This is a genomic window from Telluria sp. LT1R51-2 (genome assembly GCF_059685775.1).
This window is the reverse complement of sequence record NZ_JCASIM010000001.1, coordinates 3259308-3279671: the sequence shown is the minus strand read 5'-3', so window position 1 is coordinate 3279671 and position 20364 is coordinate 3259308. Positions and strand designations below refer to the sequence as shown.

At 61.6% G+C, this 20364-nt stretch carries 18 protein-coding genes; 13 read left to right on the top strand and 5 right to left on the bottom strand.

Annotation, left to right across the window (positions count from 1 at the left end):
• Nucleotides 1–92 precede the first annotated feature (92 nt).
• Nucleotides 93–1094 carry a S49 family peptidase gene (locus AC56LH_RS14515; RefSeq protein WP_499580795.1) on the top strand — a complete coding sequence of 334 codons (1002 nt, stop codon included), beginning with the start codon at nt 93–95 and terminating at the stop codon, nt 1092–1094.
• 420 nt (nt 1095–1514) lie between these two features.
• On the opposite strand, the gene AC56LH_RS14510 is transcribed toward AC56LH_RS14515, so the two are convergent.
• On the bottom strand, nt 1515–1925 hold the full coding sequence (locus AC56LH_RS14510; protein WP_499647135.1) for a hypothetical protein: 411 nt from the start codon (nt 1923–1925) through the stop codon (nt 1515–1517).
• Nucleotides 1926–2139: 214 nt separating this feature from the next.
• On the opposite strand from AC56LH_RS14510, the gene AC56LH_RS14505 reads away from it, so the two are divergent.
• The 6 genes from AC56LH_RS14505 to flhA all read left to right on the top strand — a co-directional run bounded on the left by AC56LH_RS14505 (nt 2140) and on the right by flhA (nt 10241).
• Complete coding sequence (locus tag AC56LH_RS14505; protein ID WP_499647133.1) at nt 2140–2856, top strand: pseudouridine synthase; 717 nt, start codon at nt 2140–2142, stop codon at nt 2854–2856.
• 154 nt (nt 2857–3010) lie between these two features.
• A complete protein-coding gene (locus tag AC56LH_RS14500) occupies nt 3011–4105 on the top strand; it encodes a phospholipase A (RefSeq protein ID WP_499647131.1) in 1095 nt (364 codons plus the stop codon).
• A 55-nt stretch (nt 4106–4160) separates the two neighbouring features.
• A complete protein-coding gene (locus AC56LH_RS14495) occupies nt 4161–5168 on the top strand; it encodes a fumarylacetoacetate hydrolase family protein (protein WP_499647129.1) in 1008 nt (335 codons plus the stop codon).
• A 327-nt stretch (nt 5169–5495) separates the two neighbouring features.
• Nucleotides 5496–6785, top strand: a complete 1290-nt coding sequence (locus tag AC56LH_RS14490; RefSeq protein ID WP_499647128.1) for an MraY family glycosyltransferase — start codon at nt 5496–5498, stop codon at nt 6783–6785.
• Nucleotides 6786–6957: 172 nt separating this feature from the next.
• Nucleotides 6958–8133, top strand: a complete 1176-nt coding sequence (gene flhB / locus AC56LH_RS14485; protein ID WP_499647126.1) for a flagellar biosynthesis protein FlhB — start codon at nt 6958–6960, stop codon at nt 8131–8133.
• Nucleotides 8130–10241 carry a flagellar biosynthesis protein FlhA gene (flhA, locus tag AC56LH_RS14480; RefSeq protein WP_499647124.1) on the top strand — a complete coding sequence of 704 codons (2112 nt, stop codon included), beginning with the start codon at nt 8130–8132 and terminating at the stop codon, nt 10239–10241. Before flhB ends, flhA begins: the two co-directional genes overlap by 4 nt.
• Nucleotides 10242–10318: 77 nt before the next feature.
• Here the strand turns inward: flhA and AC56LH_RS14475 are convergent, their stop codons facing one another.
• Nucleotides 10319–10642, bottom strand: a complete 324-nt coding sequence (locus tag AC56LH_RS14475) for a hypothetical protein (RefSeq protein ID WP_499647122.1) — start codon at nt 10640–10642, stop codon at nt 10319–10321.
• A 301-nt stretch (nt 10643–10943) separates the two neighbouring features.
• Here AC56LH_RS14475 and flhF point away from each other — a divergent pair, with 301 nt between their 5' ends.
• The 6 genes from flhF to AC56LH_RS14445 all read left to right on the top strand — a co-directional run bounded on the left by flhF (nt 10944) and on the right by AC56LH_RS14445 (nt 16006).
• Entirely contained in the window at nt 10944–12341 is a 1398-nt protein-coding gene (flhF, locus tag AC56LH_RS14470; RefSeq protein WP_499647120.1) for a flagellar biosynthesis GTPase FlhF, read from the top strand.
• Nucleotides 12334–13152 carry a MinD/ParA family ATP-binding protein gene (locus tag AC56LH_RS14465; RefSeq protein ID WP_499647118.1) on the top strand — a complete coding sequence of 273 codons (819 nt, stop codon included), beginning with the start codon at nt 12334–12336 and terminating at the stop codon, nt 13150–13152. The genes flhF and AC56LH_RS14465 overlap by 8 nt, the downstream gene beginning before the upstream one ends.
• Nucleotides 13153–13194: 42 nt before the next feature.
• Complete coding sequence (locus tag AC56LH_RS14460) at nt 13195–13923, top strand: RNA polymerase sigma factor FliA (protein WP_343027940.1); 729 nt, start codon at nt 13195–13197, stop codon at nt 13921–13923.
• Nucleotides 13905–14648 (top strand): flagellar motor protein, encoded by a 744-nt coding sequence (locus AC56LH_RS14455; protein WP_499647116.1) that lies wholly within the window; start codon nt 13905–13907, stop codon nt 14646–14648. Before AC56LH_RS14460 ends, AC56LH_RS14455 begins: the two co-directional genes overlap by 19 nt.
• An 8-nt stretch (nt 14649–14656) precedes the next feature.
• Nucleotides 14657–15412: a flagellar motor protein MotD gene (gene motD, locus AC56LH_RS14450; RefSeq protein ID WP_499647114.1), complete on the top strand. Its 756-nt coding sequence runs from the start codon at nt 14657–14659 to the stop codon at nt 15410–15412.
• Between the two features lie 78 nt (nt 15413–15490).
• Nucleotides 15491–16006: a hypothetical protein gene (locus AC56LH_RS14445; RefSeq protein ID WP_499647112.1), complete on the top strand. Its 516-nt coding sequence runs from the start codon at nt 15491–15493 to the stop codon at nt 16004–16006.
• A 1-nt stretch (nt 16007) separates the two neighbouring features.
• On the opposite strand, the gene AC56LH_RS14440 is transcribed toward AC56LH_RS14445, so the two are convergent.
• From AC56LH_RS14440 to AC56LH_RS14430, 3 genes are all read right to left on the bottom strand, one after another.
• Complete coding sequence (locus AC56LH_RS14440; protein ID WP_499647110.1) at nt 16008–16274, bottom strand: PAAR domain-containing protein; 267 nt, start codon at nt 16272–16274, stop codon at nt 16008–16010.
• A 98-nt stretch (nt 16275–16372) separates the two neighbouring features.
• A complete protein-coding gene (locus tag AC56LH_RS14435; RefSeq protein WP_499647108.1) occupies nt 16373–18124 on the bottom strand; it encodes a type VI lipase adapter Tla3 domain-containing protein in 1752 nt (583 codons plus the stop codon).
• Nucleotides 18121–20364, bottom strand: coding sequence for a T6SS effector phospholipase Tle3 domain-containing protein (locus AC56LH_RS14430; RefSeq protein ID WP_499647106.1), 2244 nt, complete (start codon nt 20362–20364; stop codon nt 18121–18123). Before AC56LH_RS14430 ends, AC56LH_RS14435 begins: the two co-directional genes overlap by 4 nt.

Below are 20364 nucleotides of genomic sequence, written 5' to 3'. Positions count from 1 at the left end.
GCGAGGGCGCTGGCACGATATACTGATTGCCGCACGAACAGCCCCGCGCGTGACGCGCGGGGACGGCGTTTCGTCGTCCACCTTCCGACTTTATGAGTGACCATACGAGCATTGACCAACCTGGCGACAGCCGGCTCGCGTCGAATCCGACGATGAGCAACTGGGAGCGCGACACGCTCGAGAAACTGGTATTTGCCACCGTCCAGGAACGGCGCTCTGCGCGCCGCTGGAGCATCTTCTTCAAGCTCGGCTTCCTGATCGTGGCATTGCTGGCCCTGTGGGCCTACTACGACTTCAACTTCGCCAGCGGCGACACCGAAAACCTCGGCCGCCACACGGCGCTGATCGAAATCAACGGTGAAATCGAATCCGAAGGCAGCGGCGCGGCCGACACCGTGATCCCGTCGCTGAACAAGGCGTTTTCCGATCCCGGCTCGGCCGCTGTCGTGCTGCGCATCGACAGTCCGGGCGGCAGCCCGGTCCAGGCCGGCATCATCGTCGATGAAATCCAGCGCCTCAAGCGTGGCTATCCCGACAAACCGCTGTATGTCGTGGTTGACGAGATCTGCGCCTCGGGCGGCTACTATATTGCCTCGGCCGCCGACCGCATCTACGTCAACAAGGCCTCGATCGTCGGCTCGGTCGGCGTGCTGATGGACAGCTTCGGCTTTACCGGCACGATGGAAAAGCTGGGTGTCGAGCGCCGGTTGCTGACCGCTGGCGAAAACAAGGGGTTTCTCGATCCGTTCAGCCCGCAATCGGAAAAGCACCGCGAACACGCCCAGGCGATGCTCAACGAAATCCACCAGCAATTCATCTCGGTGGTGCGCGCGGGGCGTGGCAAGCGTCTGAAAGAAACGCCCGAGACGTTCTCTGGCCTGTACTGGACCGGTGCGCGCGCTGTCGACATGGGCCTGGCCGATGCCTTCGGCACCGTCGACACCGTGGCGCGCGACATCGTCAAGGCCGAAGACATCGTCGACTACACGGCGCACGAAGGCTTGCCGGAACGGGTACTGAAGAAATTTGGCGCGTCGGTCGGCGAAAGCGCCGTCAGGGCGGCATACCACAGCGCTGTCCCCAAATTGCGCTGAGCATTTTGTTCTTGAAACCTCGCGCTGTGCGGCTATAGTAAAACGGTGGCCGATGCTGCAGTGGATGGGTTGACATGCTTGTCGATCGATTCCGGACGGCGGACGCTGGCGACTGCACCGCGGTGCGGTTTTCGAGAGAATTGTCATTCCTCGCGGTAGGACTGTCCCGGGCGGGCGCATGCGCGCGGCGGGATTGAAAACGACGGCCCAGGCCGTCGTTTTCTTTTGGTCGAGCGGTGATGCGTTGAACGCGTGGGCGGCATAGCCGCCCACGCTACGTCTGCCGACTGGGCGACCGTTGTTTCTCTTTGATGAAACAGGGGAGTGCGGCTGGCGCGGGCTTTTCAGCCTCTGTCGTGCCAGCCGTCGTTGACGGGCGTTGTCTGTGGCGATGCCGTGAGGGAGGCTGCCGATATCAGGTCATGCTGCCGCACTGGCGGCATCGTCATCGCGACCGGTGTGGCGTGACGCGTGGTGCAGGTTGCTGTCGTTGCATTGATCAGTCAGGGCGTCATTGACCTGAGGCGTCAGGGGCGGTACCAGGCGCGGCGGGTGCCACATGGTTGGTTGGCGCAGTGGCGGCAAATCGTCATGCTGGGCGAAGCCGCCGCGCTCGAGCCAGTCCTGATGAAAGCTGCCGACCCGCGCGAACCACGCCGTGCGCAGCCGGAACCGGTCATCTTGCGGCAGGGTGCGGGCGCCGCTGCTCCAGCGTGCCAGCGCCATCAGCGTGGGAAACAGCGCCGCGTGTGCACGCGCAACCCGCTGGCGCGTGCAGTGCACTTCATGCGGGGAGAGCTTGTCGTAGCAGATGTCGAGATCATCGTTCACGTTCGTTCCTGTTCTCTGGCGGAATTGCACCTTGATGTATGGCAAAGGACTATCAAAGCCGTTAGGCGGATTCCTAACATGTTGAAGTCTATCAATAAGGATTTCTTCAGACTTGACGCTGCTCAAATGAATCGCGGCATGCAAGTTGACTAAAAAACATTGGTCTAATTGTCAGTCTGTCCGGGGCGGACCGGTTCTGGTAAAGTCTCGCCCCATGAGTAAACTGTCCCTAGACCGCATCCTGCAATCGCAGGGATTCGGCACCCGCAAATACTGCCGCGCCCTGATCGAGGATGGCGATGTTGCTGTCAACGGCGAGGTGGCCGATAACTTCAAGGCCACGTTCGAGACCGACGGCCTGGTCCTGACCGTGTTCGACGAAGAATGGGTGTACCGCGAGCGTGTCTATATTGCTCTGTACAAGCCGGCCAACTTCGAGTGCTCGCGCAAACCCAGCCACCATCCGGGCGTGCTGACCCTGTTGCCAGAACAATTTACCTGGCGCGATGTGCAACCGGTTGGCCGCCTCGATCACGATACGACCGGTCTGCTGCTGATGTCGGACGACGGTCCGTTCATCCACGCGCAATCGTCGCCTAAGCGCCATGTGCCGAAGGTGTATCACGCCACCACGGCCGAACCGGTGACGGATGAACTGGTCGAAAAACTGCTCGCTGGTGTGCAATTGCACGACGAGCCGGCGCCATTGAAGGCGGTTTCCTGCGTCAAGCTGGACGAGCGGGCCATCGAGATCGTGCTGGAACAGGGCAAATACCACCAGGTCAAGCGCATGCTGGCTGCTGCCGAGAATCACTGCAGCGCGCTGCACCGGGCACAGATCGGCGGTTTGACGCTGGCCGCGCTGGGACTGGCCGAAGGCGAGTGGTGCTTCCTGGATCAGGCGCAGCTCGACCTGCTCGTACCGGCCTGACATACCCCATCCGCTTGTTGTTGTGGAAATTTCACAACGGAACATGCTTAACCACAATATTCGTGCGACATTGTCAGCCGATTTCCGCGACACTCCGTTTCGACGGCGTCCGGGCACCGGTTGTCGCACGAATGAATTTTCCAGAAAAATAACCATGTACGCATACCGACCGAGCCTTTCCCATTCCCTCGCCCTGATCCCGTTGCTGCTGGCGCTGCCAGTCATGGCACAGAGCCAGCCAGCCACCCTGGCCGAATGCACCCCGATCCTCGACAGCGCTCAGCGCCTCGCCTGCTTCGACCGCGTTGCCGGCACCGGCGGCGCAGCTGGCACGACTGCCGCATCGACCCCGGTCGTGGCACCGGCCGTGGCCGCTCAGAGCGCGTTCGACGCCCCGCTGAACAGCGCCGTTGACCACACCGCCACCGTCGATCCAACCGTCCAGGCCGCTGCTGAATACACGCTCAGCAGCCACTGGGAACTCGATCCGCGCGACAAGCGTGGCGCGTTCAAGTTCCGTCCGCACCACCCGAACTATCTGATCGCCACCCGCACCCATCGCCCGAACGAAGCGCCGTACGCGGACTTCCTGGCGACCGATCCGGATGCCGAAGGTTTGTCGAAGGCCGAACTGGAATTCCAGCTCAGCGTGAAGATGAAACTGGTCGAAACCCTGTTCGAGCAACCGATCGACGTTTGGTTCGGCTACACCCAGAATTCGTTCTGGCAAGCGGCCAATCACAAGGCATCGAGCCCGTTCCGCGAAACCAACTACCAGCCGGAGATCATGGCAGTCATGCCACTGGACTTCGCCCTGGCCGGCATCAATGTGCGCTTCCTGAACCTGGGCTTCGTGCACCAGTCGAACGGTCAGTCGTCAAGCCTGTCGCGCAGCTGGAACCGCTATTACGCCCAGGTTGGCCTGGAACGTGGTCCGCTGACCATGACCGCCAAGCTCTGGAAGCGTGTCAATGAATCGCTGGAAGACGACAACAACCCGGACATCACCGATTACATGGGTCGCTTCGAACTGGCCGGCAATTACCGCATGGGTAGCGGCCATGAAGTCTCGGCCCTCGTGCGCCGTAACTTCAGCACCGACAAGGGTGCAGTGCAGGTCGGCTGGGCATTTCCGCTCGTCGGCCCGATCAAGGGCTACGTTAATGCATTCGCCGGGTATGGCCAGAGCATGATTGACTACAACTACTTCCAGCGCAGCCTGGGCGTCGGTGTCATCGTCAAGTATTGATCGCTGTACACCTGCCGTACCGTAGAATGGCGGGCTTGTTCTTACGAGCCCGCCCATGAAACTTGCCTCGCTGGACGACGGCACCCGCGACGGCCAACTGGCCGTGGTGTCGCGCGACCTGTCCACTGCTCACATTGCCGACGGCATCGCGCCAAGTCTGCGCGCCGCGCTCGATGACTGGGTCTTCATTGCCCCGCAACTCGATGCACTCTACCGTCAACTGAACGACGGCAAGGGCGACGCCAAAGCGCGCCGGTCATTCGACTTCGACCCCACCCGTTGTATGGCGCCATTGCCGCGCGCCAGCGCCCGCGTGTGCGGTGCCACCTATCTGCACCATCACGACCTGGAACAACGCGCACTTGGCAGCAGCTTGCCAGCCGCATGGCGCGACGCGCCGCAGCTGCGCCAGGCCGCAGCCGATGGGTTGCTTGGCCCCACGCAAGACCTGCTGCTGGCGCGCGAAGAATGGGGCATCGACTTTGGCGCCGAGCTGGCCATCGTCAGTGGCGACCTGCGCCAGGGCGCGACGCCCGACGCGGCGCTGGGCCAGATCCGGCTGTTGTTGCTGGCCAATGACATCACGCTGCGCAACCTGGTGCCGGATATGCTGGGGGCAGGCTTCGGCCTGCTGCAGGCAAAGCCGGTCACCGCATTCGCACCGGTGGCGGTCACGCCGGACGAACTGGGCGACGCCTGGACCGCCGCGAAAGCCGCGCTGCCGCTGCGGGTACGGGTCAATGGCAATCCGGTCGGCACACTCGAGGCGGGTGAGGACATGACGTTCAATTTTGCGCAGCTGCTGTCGGCGCTGGCGATGACGCGACCGGTGACGGCCGGGACGATCGTCAGCGCGGGCGTGGTGTCGAACCGGGCAACCCGCCGCCACACCCCGGGCTATGCCTGCATTGCCGAGGCACGCTGGCTCGAGATGGCCAATGGCAGCGAAGCGCTGACGCCATTCATGCGCTTTGGCGATACGGTGCACATCGACATGCTCGACGGGCATGGCAAATCGCTGTTTGGCGCCATCGAGCAAACCCTGAAGGCTGCCGCGGCCTGACAAAGGCGTTACAGCAGGTTGAATCGAACGCCCGTACTTTTAAATATTGTCACGCTATATCTATCCAGATTTTGTAAGCAAATAAATCTATCTAAATATCACAGGACAAAAATGTAACAATTTGTCGAGAAATGGTAGGGGAAGTATCTGGACTATTGATTGTTGCGCTGCAATGTACTTAAAATCAGTTAATAAGTCTTTCACAATCAATGGCTTGCGTCGCGTTGCTAATAACGTACAAGATTGCGTGGAAAAGCGAGTGTTGGCGCGATTGTGAAGGAAATGACGTGAAATGCGATAGAATTGACGAGTTAACCAAGTGGTTCTATGAGTATTTATAACCTGCCATTAGCCGGCCTCGAAATCGGCTTTGCCACATCGCTGATCGTATCGCTCCTGCTCGTGCTCACCACACGCTGGCATGGCCGCTACTCGCTTGATGCAACGCGTGGCGTGCAGAAATTTCATATCACCCCAACCCCACGTATCGGTGGCGCTGCCATCATGACCGGCCTGTGGCTGGCACTGGGTGTCTTGCCACCGGCGCAGCGCGATTTGTTGCTGCCAGTTCTTATCGCTTCATTGCCAGCCTTTGTCTTTGGCCTGGCTGAAGACCTGACCCGCACTGTGTCGGTACGCACCCGCCTGCTGGCCACCATCGGTAGTGGCGTCGTATGCTGGTGCCTGACGGGCGTGAGCTTGCAGCATACGGGCCTGCCACTGCTTGATGGCATGCTTGCCTGGTTGCCGTTCTCCGTACTGTTTACCGCATTCGCAGTGGGTGGCGTGGCCAATGCGGTCAACATCATCGATGGTTTCAACGGTCTGGCGAGCGGCACCGTCGTCATCGGCCTGGGCACGCTGGGCCTGATTGCCAACGGTGCTGGCGACATTCATCTGGCGCAGTTGTGCTTCGTGATCTGCGCGGTGACCGCCGGCTTTTTCGTCGTCAATTTTCCGTTGGGTAAGTTGTTCCTTGGGGATGGCGGCGCCTACCTGCTCGGCTTCCTGCTGGCCTGGTTGTCGGTGATGCTGGTGTACCGCAATCCGTCGGTGTCTGCCTGGGCGCCGCTGCTGGCCTGTGCCTACCCGGTATTCGAAACCGTCTTCACGATCATGCGTCGCCTGTGGTGCCGCCGCCACCCCGGCCATCCGGACAGCTGGCACCTGCACAGCCTGGTCAAGACGGCAATCACCGCGCGCTACCTGCGCATGCTGCCACCGCCGCTGCGCAATGCCTTCGTTTCGCCGGTCTCATGGGGCATTGCGCTGGTGCCGGCTGTGCTGGCCGTCAACTATGCGGGCGAGCCAGAGGTACTGGTGCAGGGTGCGCTGGCCAGTTTTGCGCTGTACATCGGTGTGTACGCGCTGGTCGTTTTGGCCTGGCGCGCCCGTCGCCGCCACGCACCGATCGCCATGCCGGTCGTGGCCGCACCGCTGGCGCCGAAGGCGGGCACCGCCGCGTCCAAGCCGCTCATTACCACCAGCCATGGCCAGGGCCCTACTGGCGGGCTGGTCGCTGCCCGTATCGCCAATCCATCTGTCAATCAGCCAGGCAGTCTGTCGGATCACGGCCACCAGCAAACGGCGCCAGTCCTCGCGCGCCGCCGCGTGTAGGTTGCGCGCAATCCGCAGTCCGCAATCCGCAGTCTCCACCCCGCCGCCACTGAACTGCGGCCGGTTTCCCTGCCTGTTCTCAACCTATCCGCACGGCAATTTCGGCGATAATCTCGCTTGCGCTGCACAAAGGCGCAGATAAGATATTGCATGCCAATCGAGCGGGGGCCCCATGTCGGAAGATAGCGACGCAGAAAAAACCGAAGACGCCTCGCCCAGAAAGATCGAGAAAGCGCGCGAAGAAGGCGACGTTCCCCGCTCGCGCGAGCTGGCAACCTTCACCGTCCTGATGACGGCCGGCGCCTGCCTGTGGGCATTTGGCGGCATGCTCGTCGGCAGGCTGGCGACATCGCTGAAGTCCGGTCTCACGCTCGACCGCGAGCAAATCTTCAATCCCAATATCCTGCTCGAACGGATACTCAACGACATCGTCAGCGTCCTGCTGGCCTGTCTGCCGATCGCCGGCGCCGTCATGCTCATCGCCCTGATCTCGCCGATGCTGATCGGCGGCTGGCTGTTCTCGTCCAAGGCATTCATGCCGAACTTCGGCAAGCTCAACCCGATCAAGGGTATCGGCAATATGTTCTCCAAGAACGCGCTGGTCGAGCTGCTCAAAGCCATCATCAAGACGATCGTCATTGGCGTGGTGGCCTGGATCGTCGTCAGCGGACAGAAAGAGGCGATGCTGGGCCTGGCGGTCGAGCCGCTCAATGAAAGCAGCGCCCACGTCGGCGACATGATTGGCCGCTCGTTCCTGTTCATCACCGGCGCGCTGGGGGTGATTGCCCTCATCGACGGCCCCTATCAGTTGTGGCATTGGAAAGACAAACTGAAAATGACGCGCCAGGAAATGATCCAGGAATCGAAGGAATCGGACGGCAATCCTCAGATTAAGGGGAAGATTCGGCAGATGCAGCGCGAAATGGCACGGGGCCGGATGATGCAAAATGTCCCTACTGCTGATGTGATCGTTACCAATCCGACCCATTATGCAGTCGCACTGAAGTACGCGGATGGCAAGGGAGCACCGCGGGTGGTGGCCAAAGGCGTCGATGACGTCGCGGCCAAGATCCGCGAAATGGGCGCCGAGAACAAGGTGCCCATGCTCGAAGCCCCGGCCCTGGCCCGCGCCCTGTTCAAGCACACCGAGATCGATGAAGAGATTCCGGAAAAGCTGTACTCGGCGGTGGCGGAAGTGCTGGCCTACGTGTACCAGCTGCGGGCTTACAAGAAAGGCGAGGGCGACTACCCGGATCGCCCGACCAGGTTGAAAGTACCAGCCGAGATGGACCCGCTGAACCCGGCCTCGCAACAGCGACCGGCACCCGATAATGGAGCAACTGAATGACCAACAGCATGAAACTGCCAGCCTGGATGAGCGGCCTTGGAGCACAAGGCGGCAAGGCGGCGGCCCCGATCCTGATCATCATGCTGTTGGCGATGATGATCTTGCCGTTGCCGGCGTTCGTGCTGGACGTGTTTTTCAGTTTCAATATCGCGCTGTCGATCATCGTGTTGCTGACCGCGCTGTACACGGTCAAGCCGCTCGACTTTCTGGCTTTCCCGGCCATCCTGCTGGTCTCGACGATGCTGCGTCTGGCGCTGAACGTTGCCTCGACCCGAATCGTGCTGACCGAAGGGCACACCGGCGGCGCCGCTGCCGGCAAGGTCATCGAGGCCTTCGGCCACTTCCTGATCGGCGGTAACTACACCGTCGGTATCGTCGTCTTCGTCATTCTGACCATCATCAACTTCTCGGTCGTGACCAAGGGTGCGGGCCGTATCGCCGAAGTCGGCGCTCGCTTTGCGCTGGACGCGATGCCGGGCAAGCAGATGGCGATCGACGCTGACCTGAACGCCGGCCTCATCGGCGAAGACGAAGCGCGCAAGCGCCGTCAGGAAGTCTCGCAAGAAGCTGAATTCTATGGCGCGATGGACGGTGCGTCGAAGTACGTGAAGGGTGACGCTGTCGCCGGCATCATGATTACCGTCATCAACATCATCGGCGGCCTGATTGTCGGCGTCGTGATGCACGACCTGGCCATTGGCGAAGCGACCAAGATCTACACGCTGCTGGCCATCGGTGACGGCCTCGTCGCCCAGATTCCTTCGCTGATCATCTCGATCGCGGCCGGTATGGTGGTCTCGCGCGTGGCCAACGATGAAGACGTCAGCTCACAGCTGACCACGCAACTGTTCGCCCGCCCTGAATCGCTGTACATCACCGCCGCCATCATCGGTGGTCTGGGCATGATCCCGGGCATGCCGAACTTTGTGTTCCTGCTGCTGGCCGGCTCGCTCGCTGCCGGTGGCTACTTCATCTCGAAGCGCAAGAAAGAAGCGCCCGCCGCGGCAGAAGCCGCCGCCGTGGCCGACGCCGCCGCTGCTGCCCGTACGGCGCCCGCCGAGAGCGAAGAAGCGACCTGGCAGGACGTGATGCCGGTCGATACGCTGGGCCTGGAAGTGGGCTACCGCCTGATTCCGCTGGTCGACAAGAACCAGGGCGGCGAGCTGCTCAAGCGCATCAAGGGCATCCGCAAGAAGTTCGCGCAAGAAGTGGGTTTTCTGGCGCCGCCAGTGCACATCCGCGACAACCTGGAACTCAAGCCATCGGCTTACCGCATCACGCTCAAGGGCGTCGAAGTGGGCAGTGGCGAAGCGCTCAACGGCCAGTTTTTGGCAATCAACCCGGGCATGGCCAGCGGCACGCTGCCAGGCGTGGTCACCACCGACCCGGCCTTCGGCCTGCCGGCGACCTGGATTGAAGCAAGCCTGCGCGACGAAGCGCAAAGCATGGGCTACACGGTGGTCGATGCGGGCACCGTCGTCGCCACGCACCTGAATCACCTGATCACGCTGCACGCGTCGGAACTGCTGGGCCGCATGGAAGTGCAGGCGCTGCTGGACCACCTGGGCAAGGAAACCCCGAAGCTGGTCGAAGACCTGGTGCCGAAAGTCGTCTCGCTGTCGACGCTGCAGAAAGTGCTGCAGAACCTGCTGGTCGAAGGCGTTCACATCCGCGACATGCGCTCGATCATCGAAGCATTGTCGGAGCACGCTGGCATGACCCAGGATCCGGCCGAACTGACCGCCGTGGTGCGCGTGTCGCTGGGCCGCGCCATCGTCCAGCAGTTGTTCCCGGGCGAGAACGAGCTGTCGGTGATGACGCTGGACAACCGCCTCGAGCGCCTGTTGATGCAGGCGATGGGCGCCGGTGGCGACGGTACCGGCATCGAGCCGGGCCTGGCCGACACCATCGCTCAGCAGGCGGCGCACGCTGCCAACCAGCAAGAGCAGATGGGCTTGTCGCCCGTGCTCCTGGTGCCGGCGCCGCTGCGCGTGCTGCTGTCGCGCTTTTTGCGCCGCGCCGTGCCTGCACTCAAGGTGCTGTCACATGCTGAAGTGCCAGAGACCAAGACGATTCGCGTGACAAGCCTGGTCGGCGTGCCGATGTAATGGCGCTGTGATCGTGCAGTGATCGTGCTGTGTTCGCGCTGACGCTGGCGACAACGCCGCCAGCGTCATTCGCGCCTTCAACCCACCACGATCTGCTGTTCGATCGGCCCCAGGTCGGTAATCGTCACCATGATATGCAAGGGGCTGTTCCAGTCGACATGCAGATGAAACTCGACACCGCCGGGGCCACCTTCGGGATCGTGCGGCCCGATATTGGTGACATACACATTGGCTTCTCCCAGCAGGGGGCGGCCCGGCGGTGAATCGAACGGGTCGGCCGTCGGCCGCCATTCGGCTGCCGTGATCAGCACGGCCGAGCTCTCGGTGAGGCCGGGCCAATTGAAATTCTGGCGTACGCGGCCTTGTACGTTACGATAGATCAGCCGGATCGAGCGTGCCATGGGGGTCTCCTGGTGAGCGGGTAGGGCACGCCAGCCGTGCCAGTCCCGGTTCGACCCGGCCGGTATCCACAAGATCGGCACCCGCACGCCACCTTTTTGCGCCAACGCAAACCCTGTTGGTGCCTGCCCCAATCCTGTCAAGTTTCAAGAAACCGGTATCACTTTTTCTGATTGTGGGGAAATAGGCCCTTTTCCCCATCCTTCTCGGCTGATCGTTTCCGCACGGCATCGACAATAATGATTCCTATCGATGGGCATGTGCCCGTCATGCAGAACATAGATTGAAGTGCGGAGAACCACGATGAAAGTGAAGAAATTTACAGCGGCAACTTCCCGGGACGCTTTGCGCAAGGTGCGCGAAGCCCTGGGCCCGGATGCCGTCATCCTGTCCAACCGTCCGGTCGATGGCGCGGTCGAAATCCTGGCGCTCGATAACGACGACGTCGCCTCGCTGTCCGCCCCTGTCGCGGATTCCGAGATGGCCCAGCCGAAGCCGCAGCTGCAGCACTTCGACGAACTCGCGCCAGCTGCCCCGCGCGCTACCCCGGCCCGCCGCTACCAGGATGCCGGCCCGGTCAAGAACGCGCCGGTCGCGCCGGCCTATGTCGCGCCCGTGGCACCGCTGGCGCCGGCCGAGCCGGTCTCGACCTACGCCGAACGCCGCGCCCCCGCGCCTGAACCAACGATCGACATGGCCGCCATGACCGCCATGATGAGCGCCGCCATCACCCAGGCCAAGGAATCGGCGACCTCGGAAGTCAGCAACATGATGAGCGAAATCCGCGCCATGCGCGGCCTGATGGAAACCCAGCTGGCCGAACTGTCGTGGGGCTCGACCGCCCAGCGCGAGCCGCACAAGGCCACCGTCCTGCGCGAGATGCTGGCCGCCGGTTTCTCGGCCACGCTGGCACGCTACATCATTGAAAAAATGCCGGCCATGAACGACGCAGCGCAAGCCATGCGCTGGGTGAAGACCGTGCTGGCCCGTAACCTCGCGACCATCGGCAACGAAGACGCGATGCTGTCCGAAGGCGGTGTGTTCGCGCTGGTCGGCCCGACCGGCGTGGGCAAGACCACCACCACGGCCAAGCTGGCAGCACGCTGCGTGATGCGCCATGGCCCGGACAAGCTGGCCCTGATCACCACCGATGCCTACCGTATCGGCGGTCACGAGCAGCTGCGCATTTACGGCAAGATCCTGGGCGTCATGGTGCACTCGGTGAAGGACGAGGCCGACCTGCGCATCGCCCTGAAAGAACTGCGCAACAAGCACACGGTGCTGATCGACACCATCGGCATGTCGCAGCGCGACCACATGGTGGCCGAGCAGGTCGCGATGCTGTCGGGCTCGGGCGCCGAAGTCAAGCGCCTGCTGTGCCTGAACTCGACGTCGACCAACGAGACGCTCAACGAAGTCGTGCGTGCCTACCAGGGCAGCGGCCTGCACGGCGCGATCATGACCAAGATGGACGAAGCGGCCTCGACCGGCGGCGTGCTCGACATCGTGATCCGCCAGAAGCTCAAACTGCATTACGTCTCGAACGGCCAGCGCGTGCCGGAAGACCTGCACGTGGCCGACAGCGCGATGCTGATCGACCGCGCGTTCCGCAACCGCGGCACGGCACCGGCTGACGCCGACCTGCCGATGCTGATGGCAGCCACCGCGCAGGCCAGCCGCCGCGAGGTGTCGCATGGCTAGTTTTGACTTCGACCAGGCAGAAGGCCTGCGCCGCATGCTGCAAGGCCCGCGTCCGCGCGTGGTCACGTTTTTGTCGGCCACGCCGGAAGACGACAAGGGCGCGATGCTGGTGAACCTGGGCGCCTCGCTGGCCCAGGCCGGCAACGAAGTGCTGATCGTCGACGCGTGCAACGTCGAGTACGGTGTCGCCCGCCGCCTGGGCCTGAACCGCGGCGCCTCGCTGCTGCAGGTCGCGCGCCAGGAAAGCGCGCTGAACCAGGTGATCCACTCGGCCCCGCAAGGCTTTTCGGTGGTGCCCATGGGCACGCCCGAATCGACCGACGATGTGCGGCGCCTGGGCAAGACGTTCGACGTGCTGGCCACGCAGGCAGGCATCGTGATCGTCGATGGTGAGCTTGGTCCGGACGGCGAATTCCCGGTGCCCCTGATGTCGAGTTCCGAGATCGTGATCCAGGTGTCGACCAGTGCGGCATCGATCACGAATGCCTACTCGCTCATCAAGCGCCTGACGCAGGAACTGGGCCGCCGGCCATTCGGCATCCTGGTCACCGGCGCGACTGAGGGGGAGGCCAAGGTGGTATACGATAATATGTCACTGGCAGCAACACGTTACCTGGCCGTCAAGCTCAGTTTCATGGGCGCCGTGCCGGCCGACGAATACCTGCACCGCGCCGCGCGCCTGGGCCGGGCTGTGGTCGATGCCTTCCCGCTGGCCGGTGCATCGGTCGCGTTTCGCCAGCTGGCCGGCAAGTTCGCACTGCCGGCACTGCCGCAGTTCGGCCGCCAGGGCAGCGCATCCATCGGTTCCTGACACCGTCGCCAACGACATATAAAGAAAAAGACATACGCCAGCATGTATACGGTCAAAGGGAAAGCGGACAAGAATTCTTTGCTGACGGAGCATATGCCGTTGGTAAAGCGTCTTGCCCACCACATGAAGGCGAAGCTGCCGCCTTCGGTGGAGGTCGATGACCTGATCCAGGCTGGCATGATCGGTTTGCTCGACGCGATCAACCGCTACGAAGACGACCACGGCGCGCAGTTCGAAACGTATGCCGTGCTGCGCATCCGTGGCGCAATGCTCGACGAGCTGCGCGCCAGCGACTGGATGCCGCGCAGCACCCGTCAGAACATGCGCAAGGTCGAGGGGGCAATGCAGTCGCTGCAGCAGCGCCTGGGCCGCCCGCCCAGCGAATCCGAAGTGGCCGCGTCGCTCAAGATCTCGCTTGACGAGTATCAGGACATGCTGGCCGACTCGGGCGGCCACCAGCTGCTCTACTACGAAGACTTTCATGCCGACGAAGGCAGCGACAATTTCCTCGACCGTTATGCGGTGGACGATGCCGACCCGCTGCGCAGCCTGATGGAAACCGATTTCCGCCAGGCCGTGATCGACGCGATCGACAAGCTGCCGCCGCGCGAAAAACTCCTGATGGGCCTGTACTACGAAGAAGAACTGAACCTGAAGGAAATCGGCGCCGTGATGGGCGTGAGTGAATCGCGGGTGTCGCAGCTGCACACCCAGGCCGTCGCACGTTTGCGCACCACCTTACGGGAGCAATTATGGACTGGGCCAGCGTAATCGGCCTGGTGCTGGCGATCGCCGGCATCTTTCTCGGTTACACCCTCGACGGCGGCAAGTTCTCGTCGTTGATCCAGCCTGCCGCATTTGCCATCGTGGTGGTCGGCACCTTCGGCGCCGTGCTGCTGCAAAGCGAGACCCGTACCTTCCTGCGCGGCATCACCATGCTGCGCTGGGTGTTCGTGCCACCGAAAAACGGCCGTCAGAAACTGTCGCGCGAAATCGCGCTATGGAGCCTGACGGCGCGCCGCGATGGCTTGCTGTCGCTCGAACAATTCATGAGCAAGGCCGACCCGTTCATCGCCAAGGGCTTGCGCCTGGTGGTCGACGGCATCGCGCCCGAGAAGGTGCGCAGCCTGCTCGAACACGAAATCAACGGCTACGAATTTGCTCAGCGGCAGGCGGCGCGCATCTGGGAATCGGCGGCCGGCTATTCGCCGACGATCGGCATCCTGGGCGCCGTGCTGGGCCTGATCCACGTGATGGAAAACCTGTCCGACCCGGCCCGCCTGGGCTCCGGCATCGCGGTCGCGTTTGTCTCGACCGTGTACGGCGTGGGCATGGCCAACCTGTTCTTTTACCCGGTTGGCAACAAGCTCAAGGCCATCGTCAGCGACAAGGTGTCGCAGTACGAAATTTTGGCCGAAGTGTTCTCTGACCTGGCCAGCGGCGACCACGGCCGCGTCATCGACGAACGCGTCGCCAGCCTGCTCACGCACCACTAGCCACCGCCATGGCCCGCAAGCGCTACGACAACGATATCCCCACCGAAAACCACGAGCGCTGGCTGATTTCGTACGCCGACCTGATCACGCTGCTGTTCGCGTTTTTCGTCGTCATGTACGCCATCTCCATCGTCAACGAGGGCAAGTACCAGGTGCTGTCCGATGCGCTGGGCGATGCCTTTGGCGGGCGCGGCGCCGCCTCCAAGGTCAACACCAACGTCGAACCGGTGCTGCCGCTGTCGCACATCATCAACCGCCGCCGCAACGAAGCCGCGCGGCGCGAGCAGGAAAAGATGGGCGTGATGGCGCGCGAACTGTCGGCGACCTTGCTGCCGCTGGTGAAGTCGGGGCAGGTGCGGGTGATCCAGAATGCGCGCGGCATCAGCGTCGAGATCAATGCCAGCGTGCTGTTCCCGCAGGGCGAGGCGGTGCTTGATGGCGAAGGCCAGGTCATCCTGGCGCAGGTGGCCGGCCTGCTCAAAAACGACTCACACCGCATCGAGGTCGAAGGCCACACCGACGACCTGCCAATTGCCAATCCGCTGTATCCGTCGAACTGGGAACTGTCGACCGCGCGCGCGAGCAGCGTGGTGCGGCTGTTCGCCGCCAACGGCGTGCCCGAGGTGCGCCTGTCGGCGATCGGCTTTGCTGCGACGCGTCCGGTGGCGCCCAACACCGACGAGGCTGGCAAGGCGCGCAACCGGCGCGTGGCGGTGATGATCCTGGCGGCGCTGCCGGAAACCGGTGGAAACATACTTCCGTGAATGTATTGATGGAATCATGTCATAATCGACAGGCAGCGTCGCGCGGGTGACGCCTGCCGTGATCCTCGAGGAGTCGCAATGCATGTCAAACGAAGCTCGCCGGCGGCCAAGCTGGCAATGGTGCTGGCGCTGGTCGGTGTGGTTGGCGTGGTCAAGGCCGTGGAGGCCAAGGTGAACGTCCATCACCGGCTCGAAGTGGAAACCGGGGCCGGCAAGGTCAAGGTGCGGGTGCTGATCGAGAACCGGGGCGATGCGCCGGTATGGATTCCGCGCGAGATCGCACTGGGCGACGACCTGAGCGCGCCACGGTTTGCACTCAGTTCACTGACGGACACGGTCGCCTACACGGGCCGCATGGTCAAACGCGGCCCGCTGAACGCTGCCGATTACCTCGAAATCAAGCCGCAGACGACCTACCTGAACACGCTCGACATCACGCAGGCGTATGCGTTCAAGCCGGGCCAGCATAGTTACGAGATCCGCTACGCCGGCCCATGGGTGACGGATTTGCGCAAGCTCGACGCGGGTGGCATCAAGAGCAGCCCGGCGCTGCCGGTAAAGTTCTCGCACACGGTCAGGATGGCCGCGCGCTGATTCAGGGCGCCTTGCAATTGGTGGCGCTGGCGATCAGCGTCGCGCCACAACTTGTCTTGTCGCCATCGAAGGCAATGAACTTGCCGTCGATTTTATGCTGCGCCGACCCGCTGACGATCTTGCAGCCGTTGTGACCTTTGATCGGGCAACTGCAGGTGTCGCCCACGCACGCTACGGGAATACCGCCCACCTTCACATGCTGCGCGCTGACGCTGAGGACCTTGCCACCATGCGAGGTGGCGTCGCCGAGCCGGATGATATTGCGCATGATTGAGCCTTTCTTCTGATGGTGATCAGTCGCCTGCACTGTCGTGTTCGGGGATGGCGTCTGCCTTCTCGCCCAGCACCGAGGCCACTGTCGGTGGCTTATAGTTGTCCGGGTCGATCGACGGCTGGACAATGTGCTTGAAGATGTTTGCACCTTGCACCTTGCGCCTTGCGCCGTTCCTTGCTCGGCGGGCTGATGAACACAATGCTGGCGCCGGCCGGATCGCGCAGATTGATCGCTGCTGAGGCGCCGCCCTCGATATAGCTGCCCATCACGCCCACAGCCATCTGGACGAAGAAGGTCGCTGCGCCGGTATTGCCCATGCGCTGGTCGGTATCGATGAACTGCGACGTTTTGCCGGTGTCGATGTCGGGGCCACCTTGCGCGGCATATGCGTGCAGCGTGCCTGCCAGCGCGATCTTCTGCTCGGTGTCATGGTTGAACGCGGCGATGATGCGCGCCGGGCCTGCAGTGCGCTGCGCTTCAGGCAGCGTCTGCAGCGCCTGCTGCCAGCCGGCTTCCAGCAGCTGTTGACGCGCGTCGCGGCGCTTGACCGGCTTGCCCTGGTCATCCTCGAACTTGACGAACACGGGGCGGTGGATGAAGCCCATCGAGGGCAGGGCGTCGAAGGCGGCAAGCTGGTTGCGGTTCCAAGGGACCGGGAACCAGGGGGTGGGCTTCCAGTCTTTCGGGGGCGGATTGGCCCAGCGCTTGTAGTCGTCGAGCAGCGTGCTTTCAGGGCGGTCGAAGACGGGGTGTTTGGCGAATCTGGCGGCGGCGGGGAGCCATTCGGCGACGGTGGGTTGTCTGGTGATGCCCGGGAATCTCTCCGCTACTCTGGCAGGTATTGGCACATTGTCTTGAAGCTGGTAGTACATCTGGCGCAGGGTCTCTTGCAGATAGTCGTTGTCCGGATCGTCCCACGCATAGGGTCGCAATGGCTCAACCCGTTCACGTCGAGCCAGTATGAAGACTGCACTGGCGTCGGTATATTCTGGGATGTAATAACCATCCTGAACACGAAATTCTTTGCCGGCCGCTTTCCCGTAGTCACGGCTTGAATCGCTGTCCGTACTAAGCAAAACCAGATACGGAAGGTCAGGGTTTGCATCGAAAAATGTGAATGCTTGCTCCAGTAGTTGGTCCGGGCGCTCGCCGAGTCGCCAAGGACCGATCGCAAACAGATGCCATGCCATGCCGGTGCCTTCTGCGTTACCCGCCAATCCAGCCATTGGCCAGGTTTCACTAGGCTGCTTCTCAGGGTCGTCCATGGGGCCACGTGCATACATCGATGGCACGCCCCAAAACATCGGTGACGCATCTGCGCCATTTTCCAAAGCATCATTAGTGCGATTGCCAGTCTGGCCGCTCTTGGCCGTTCCGGACCATGGATACTTGTTGGGATCAGGCTCGCGAACGCTCGTATAGGGGCCCCCTTGTTGCAGCATATTCCATAGTTTGCCCTGGCGGTACTGTTCGAGCGTGATGCCTAGTCCCAGCACTTCGAGCACGTATTCGCGTCTCACCTGTTCCGATGTCGCAGCGGAGTTCAGTTTCTCCAGCTGTTGCGTTTTCAGCTGCCATTCACGTGCGCGGCTGTCGGCTGCATGTGCGTCGACCAGCCACTTGCCACCAAAAAGCGTGGTCACCAACAATAGAGGAATGCCGAGCCATCTAACTTTATTCATTGTCGTCCCCATGTCGATATTGAGAAGGTCAGGGCGCAAGACCCAAATATCAAAAAGCATCCAAAGTAAGGATAGAACTGGATACGCAATTAGCGCTCCCAGCACGCACTTCCATGTCGCATGGCGCTTGTAGGTGATGCTGTTTGTTGATGTGCTGTTCATGACTTTCCTTTCGATTGGGATGCCATTACGCGCGCCCCTGATATCGTCTCGGAAATAACGATCTCCCATAATTTCCCTGTCAATAGTGGTAATCCTTCTGGAAGAGCACCACGTGAGTAATATTTCGCATTGCCTTCGATCGTCTGCTTACGCCAATCGGGTTCACCCGCAAGGTAGGTATGAAACAGGGTCAGGAATTTGTCCCAAATGAGTATCCCGTCTCGCGGCTGCCCATCGTTGTCCATAATCTTGAGCCGCCAATCCGCCACCGCGCACAGATATGCGCGAAACGTCGGATCACTCACCGCCTTGCCGCTCCCAATCGATATATCGTATGCAGTGACCTGCCGATGATTCTTGCTACTTGCAAAAATCACGCTATGAAACGATTTCGGACTCAATTCTTTCTGCCAGCGCAGCCTTGCCGCATTAGGGCTTTCTTCTATCTGCGCCTTGATCGCACCATTGGCGAAACGTTCGCCCGACACTATGCGTTCCCTATCCTCAGGGTTGGTATTGCCGGGACGCTTGACCTGGTTGTACGCGGTTTCCAGCCGTTTCAGATCAGACTCCACGACATCGCCGGTCCTCCATGACCGCAATGACGCAATGACTGCAGGCTTCAGGCCTTCGCTCCTGATGTGAAGACCTTTATTGCTTGTGACGGCAGTGGCGGCATCAATGGCATCGACTTCCTCGCAAGGCCCTCGATACTTGAGTTCGACCTGGGAGAGCATCGAATCCGCTGGAATCTTGTCGGCATCAATCTGATTACCCTGAATGTCGGCTTGGCATGGGATTTTGAGCGCCTCGCCATTAATCGTCCTGACGCCACGGCGCTGTGTGTCCGGATGCGGAATCGCTGGCAACGATCCGCGCAGCGTACGGCCGGTGGCAGCTACGTGCGCACGATCGTCTTCTCCGGGCAACCGCAACACGAAATCATGTGGTCTCTGGCCCACCAGAACTGCCGCGGCCTTCCCTGATCCCGGAGCGGGGCGCAGTTTAGCCGTGAACACCCGCTGGCGGAACGCAAGTCCCAGCTCACTGAGCGCTTTGCGCTGCACTGGCATGAATGCGCGCGTTGCCTCGAAGCTCGTTTCGTTGGCAATGGAGTTTATCCCCGTGTCGACTGCGGTGCGCGTATCGTCAATACTATCGGGTACACCTTGCCAGCCAATGCCGCGCATATTGTCGAGTGCAACTGTCATGTCCTCCGGGCTGAAATAAAGGTAGACCTTGCCCCGGTTGTCGCGGTCTGCATCTGGCGTCCAGCGTCCATGCACCATGCCGTCGGAGGCTGCTTCGCTGATGCGGGCGAATACTGGCGAGGTTGCCTTGGACTTTGCGACGCCTGCAACGATATTCACCAGCGTTTGCAAGCGCGCCTGGACGCTTTGTCTGGTATCGATCAGACCATAGAATCTTTCCATCGCTACGTCCTTGTCGCCCTGGATGAAGGTAGCGGTCCGCATCGCCATGCCCATCTTTTCATCCAGGCTATACGGGGGATGCGTCAGAATCAGCGTATCCGCCGTACGCTCACCCATCTCCATCAGAAAAGCCTGTGCCAGCAAGCTGATCAAACACCCCTGGCTGTGCGCGACGATGTTGACAGTGTCATTCGGCTCATACTGGCGAATCATTGCTACCAGCGCCGCCAGGCGTCGTGCAGCAAGCACCATGTACATTCGGCCCGGTCCGTTCTTGACAGGTCGGAGCGGGTCACCGGCCGGATCGATTGGCGCATATATGCCCTTGTTCCACATGTCGGGCAGGGTACTGGTGGCATTGCCGAACGGGCCGCCGCCCTTGGACAGGTCCTTGTCGAGGCGATTGCCGTTGCGATCCGTCTTCTGGCCATTCACAGTCTTCGTCAGATTGCCCACTTCACGAAAACCCCAATAAAACGGGATCACCGGACTATCCGTATCGGGCGCCGTGTCGCGTTTGAAAAACACCGCATCAGGATCATCCAGCAGCGTCGCCTTATCCTTCGCGCCAGGCATCCGGTACGTCCCGGGCTTGAACTTGCGCAGCAGGCGATCCTGCAGTCCCGCGCACAGCCCTTCCTCGACTGCGCCATAGCTGGTGCCAACATCATTTACGCCATGTACCACGATGATGTTGCAGGGTTGCTCGCGCGGTACGTCGACAACCTTGTCGCTGATGCGACAGGGTTGCAGCAGCGCGTTATCGCGTTTAATGACGTATTCACTTTTCGGATATTTGCCGGCCAT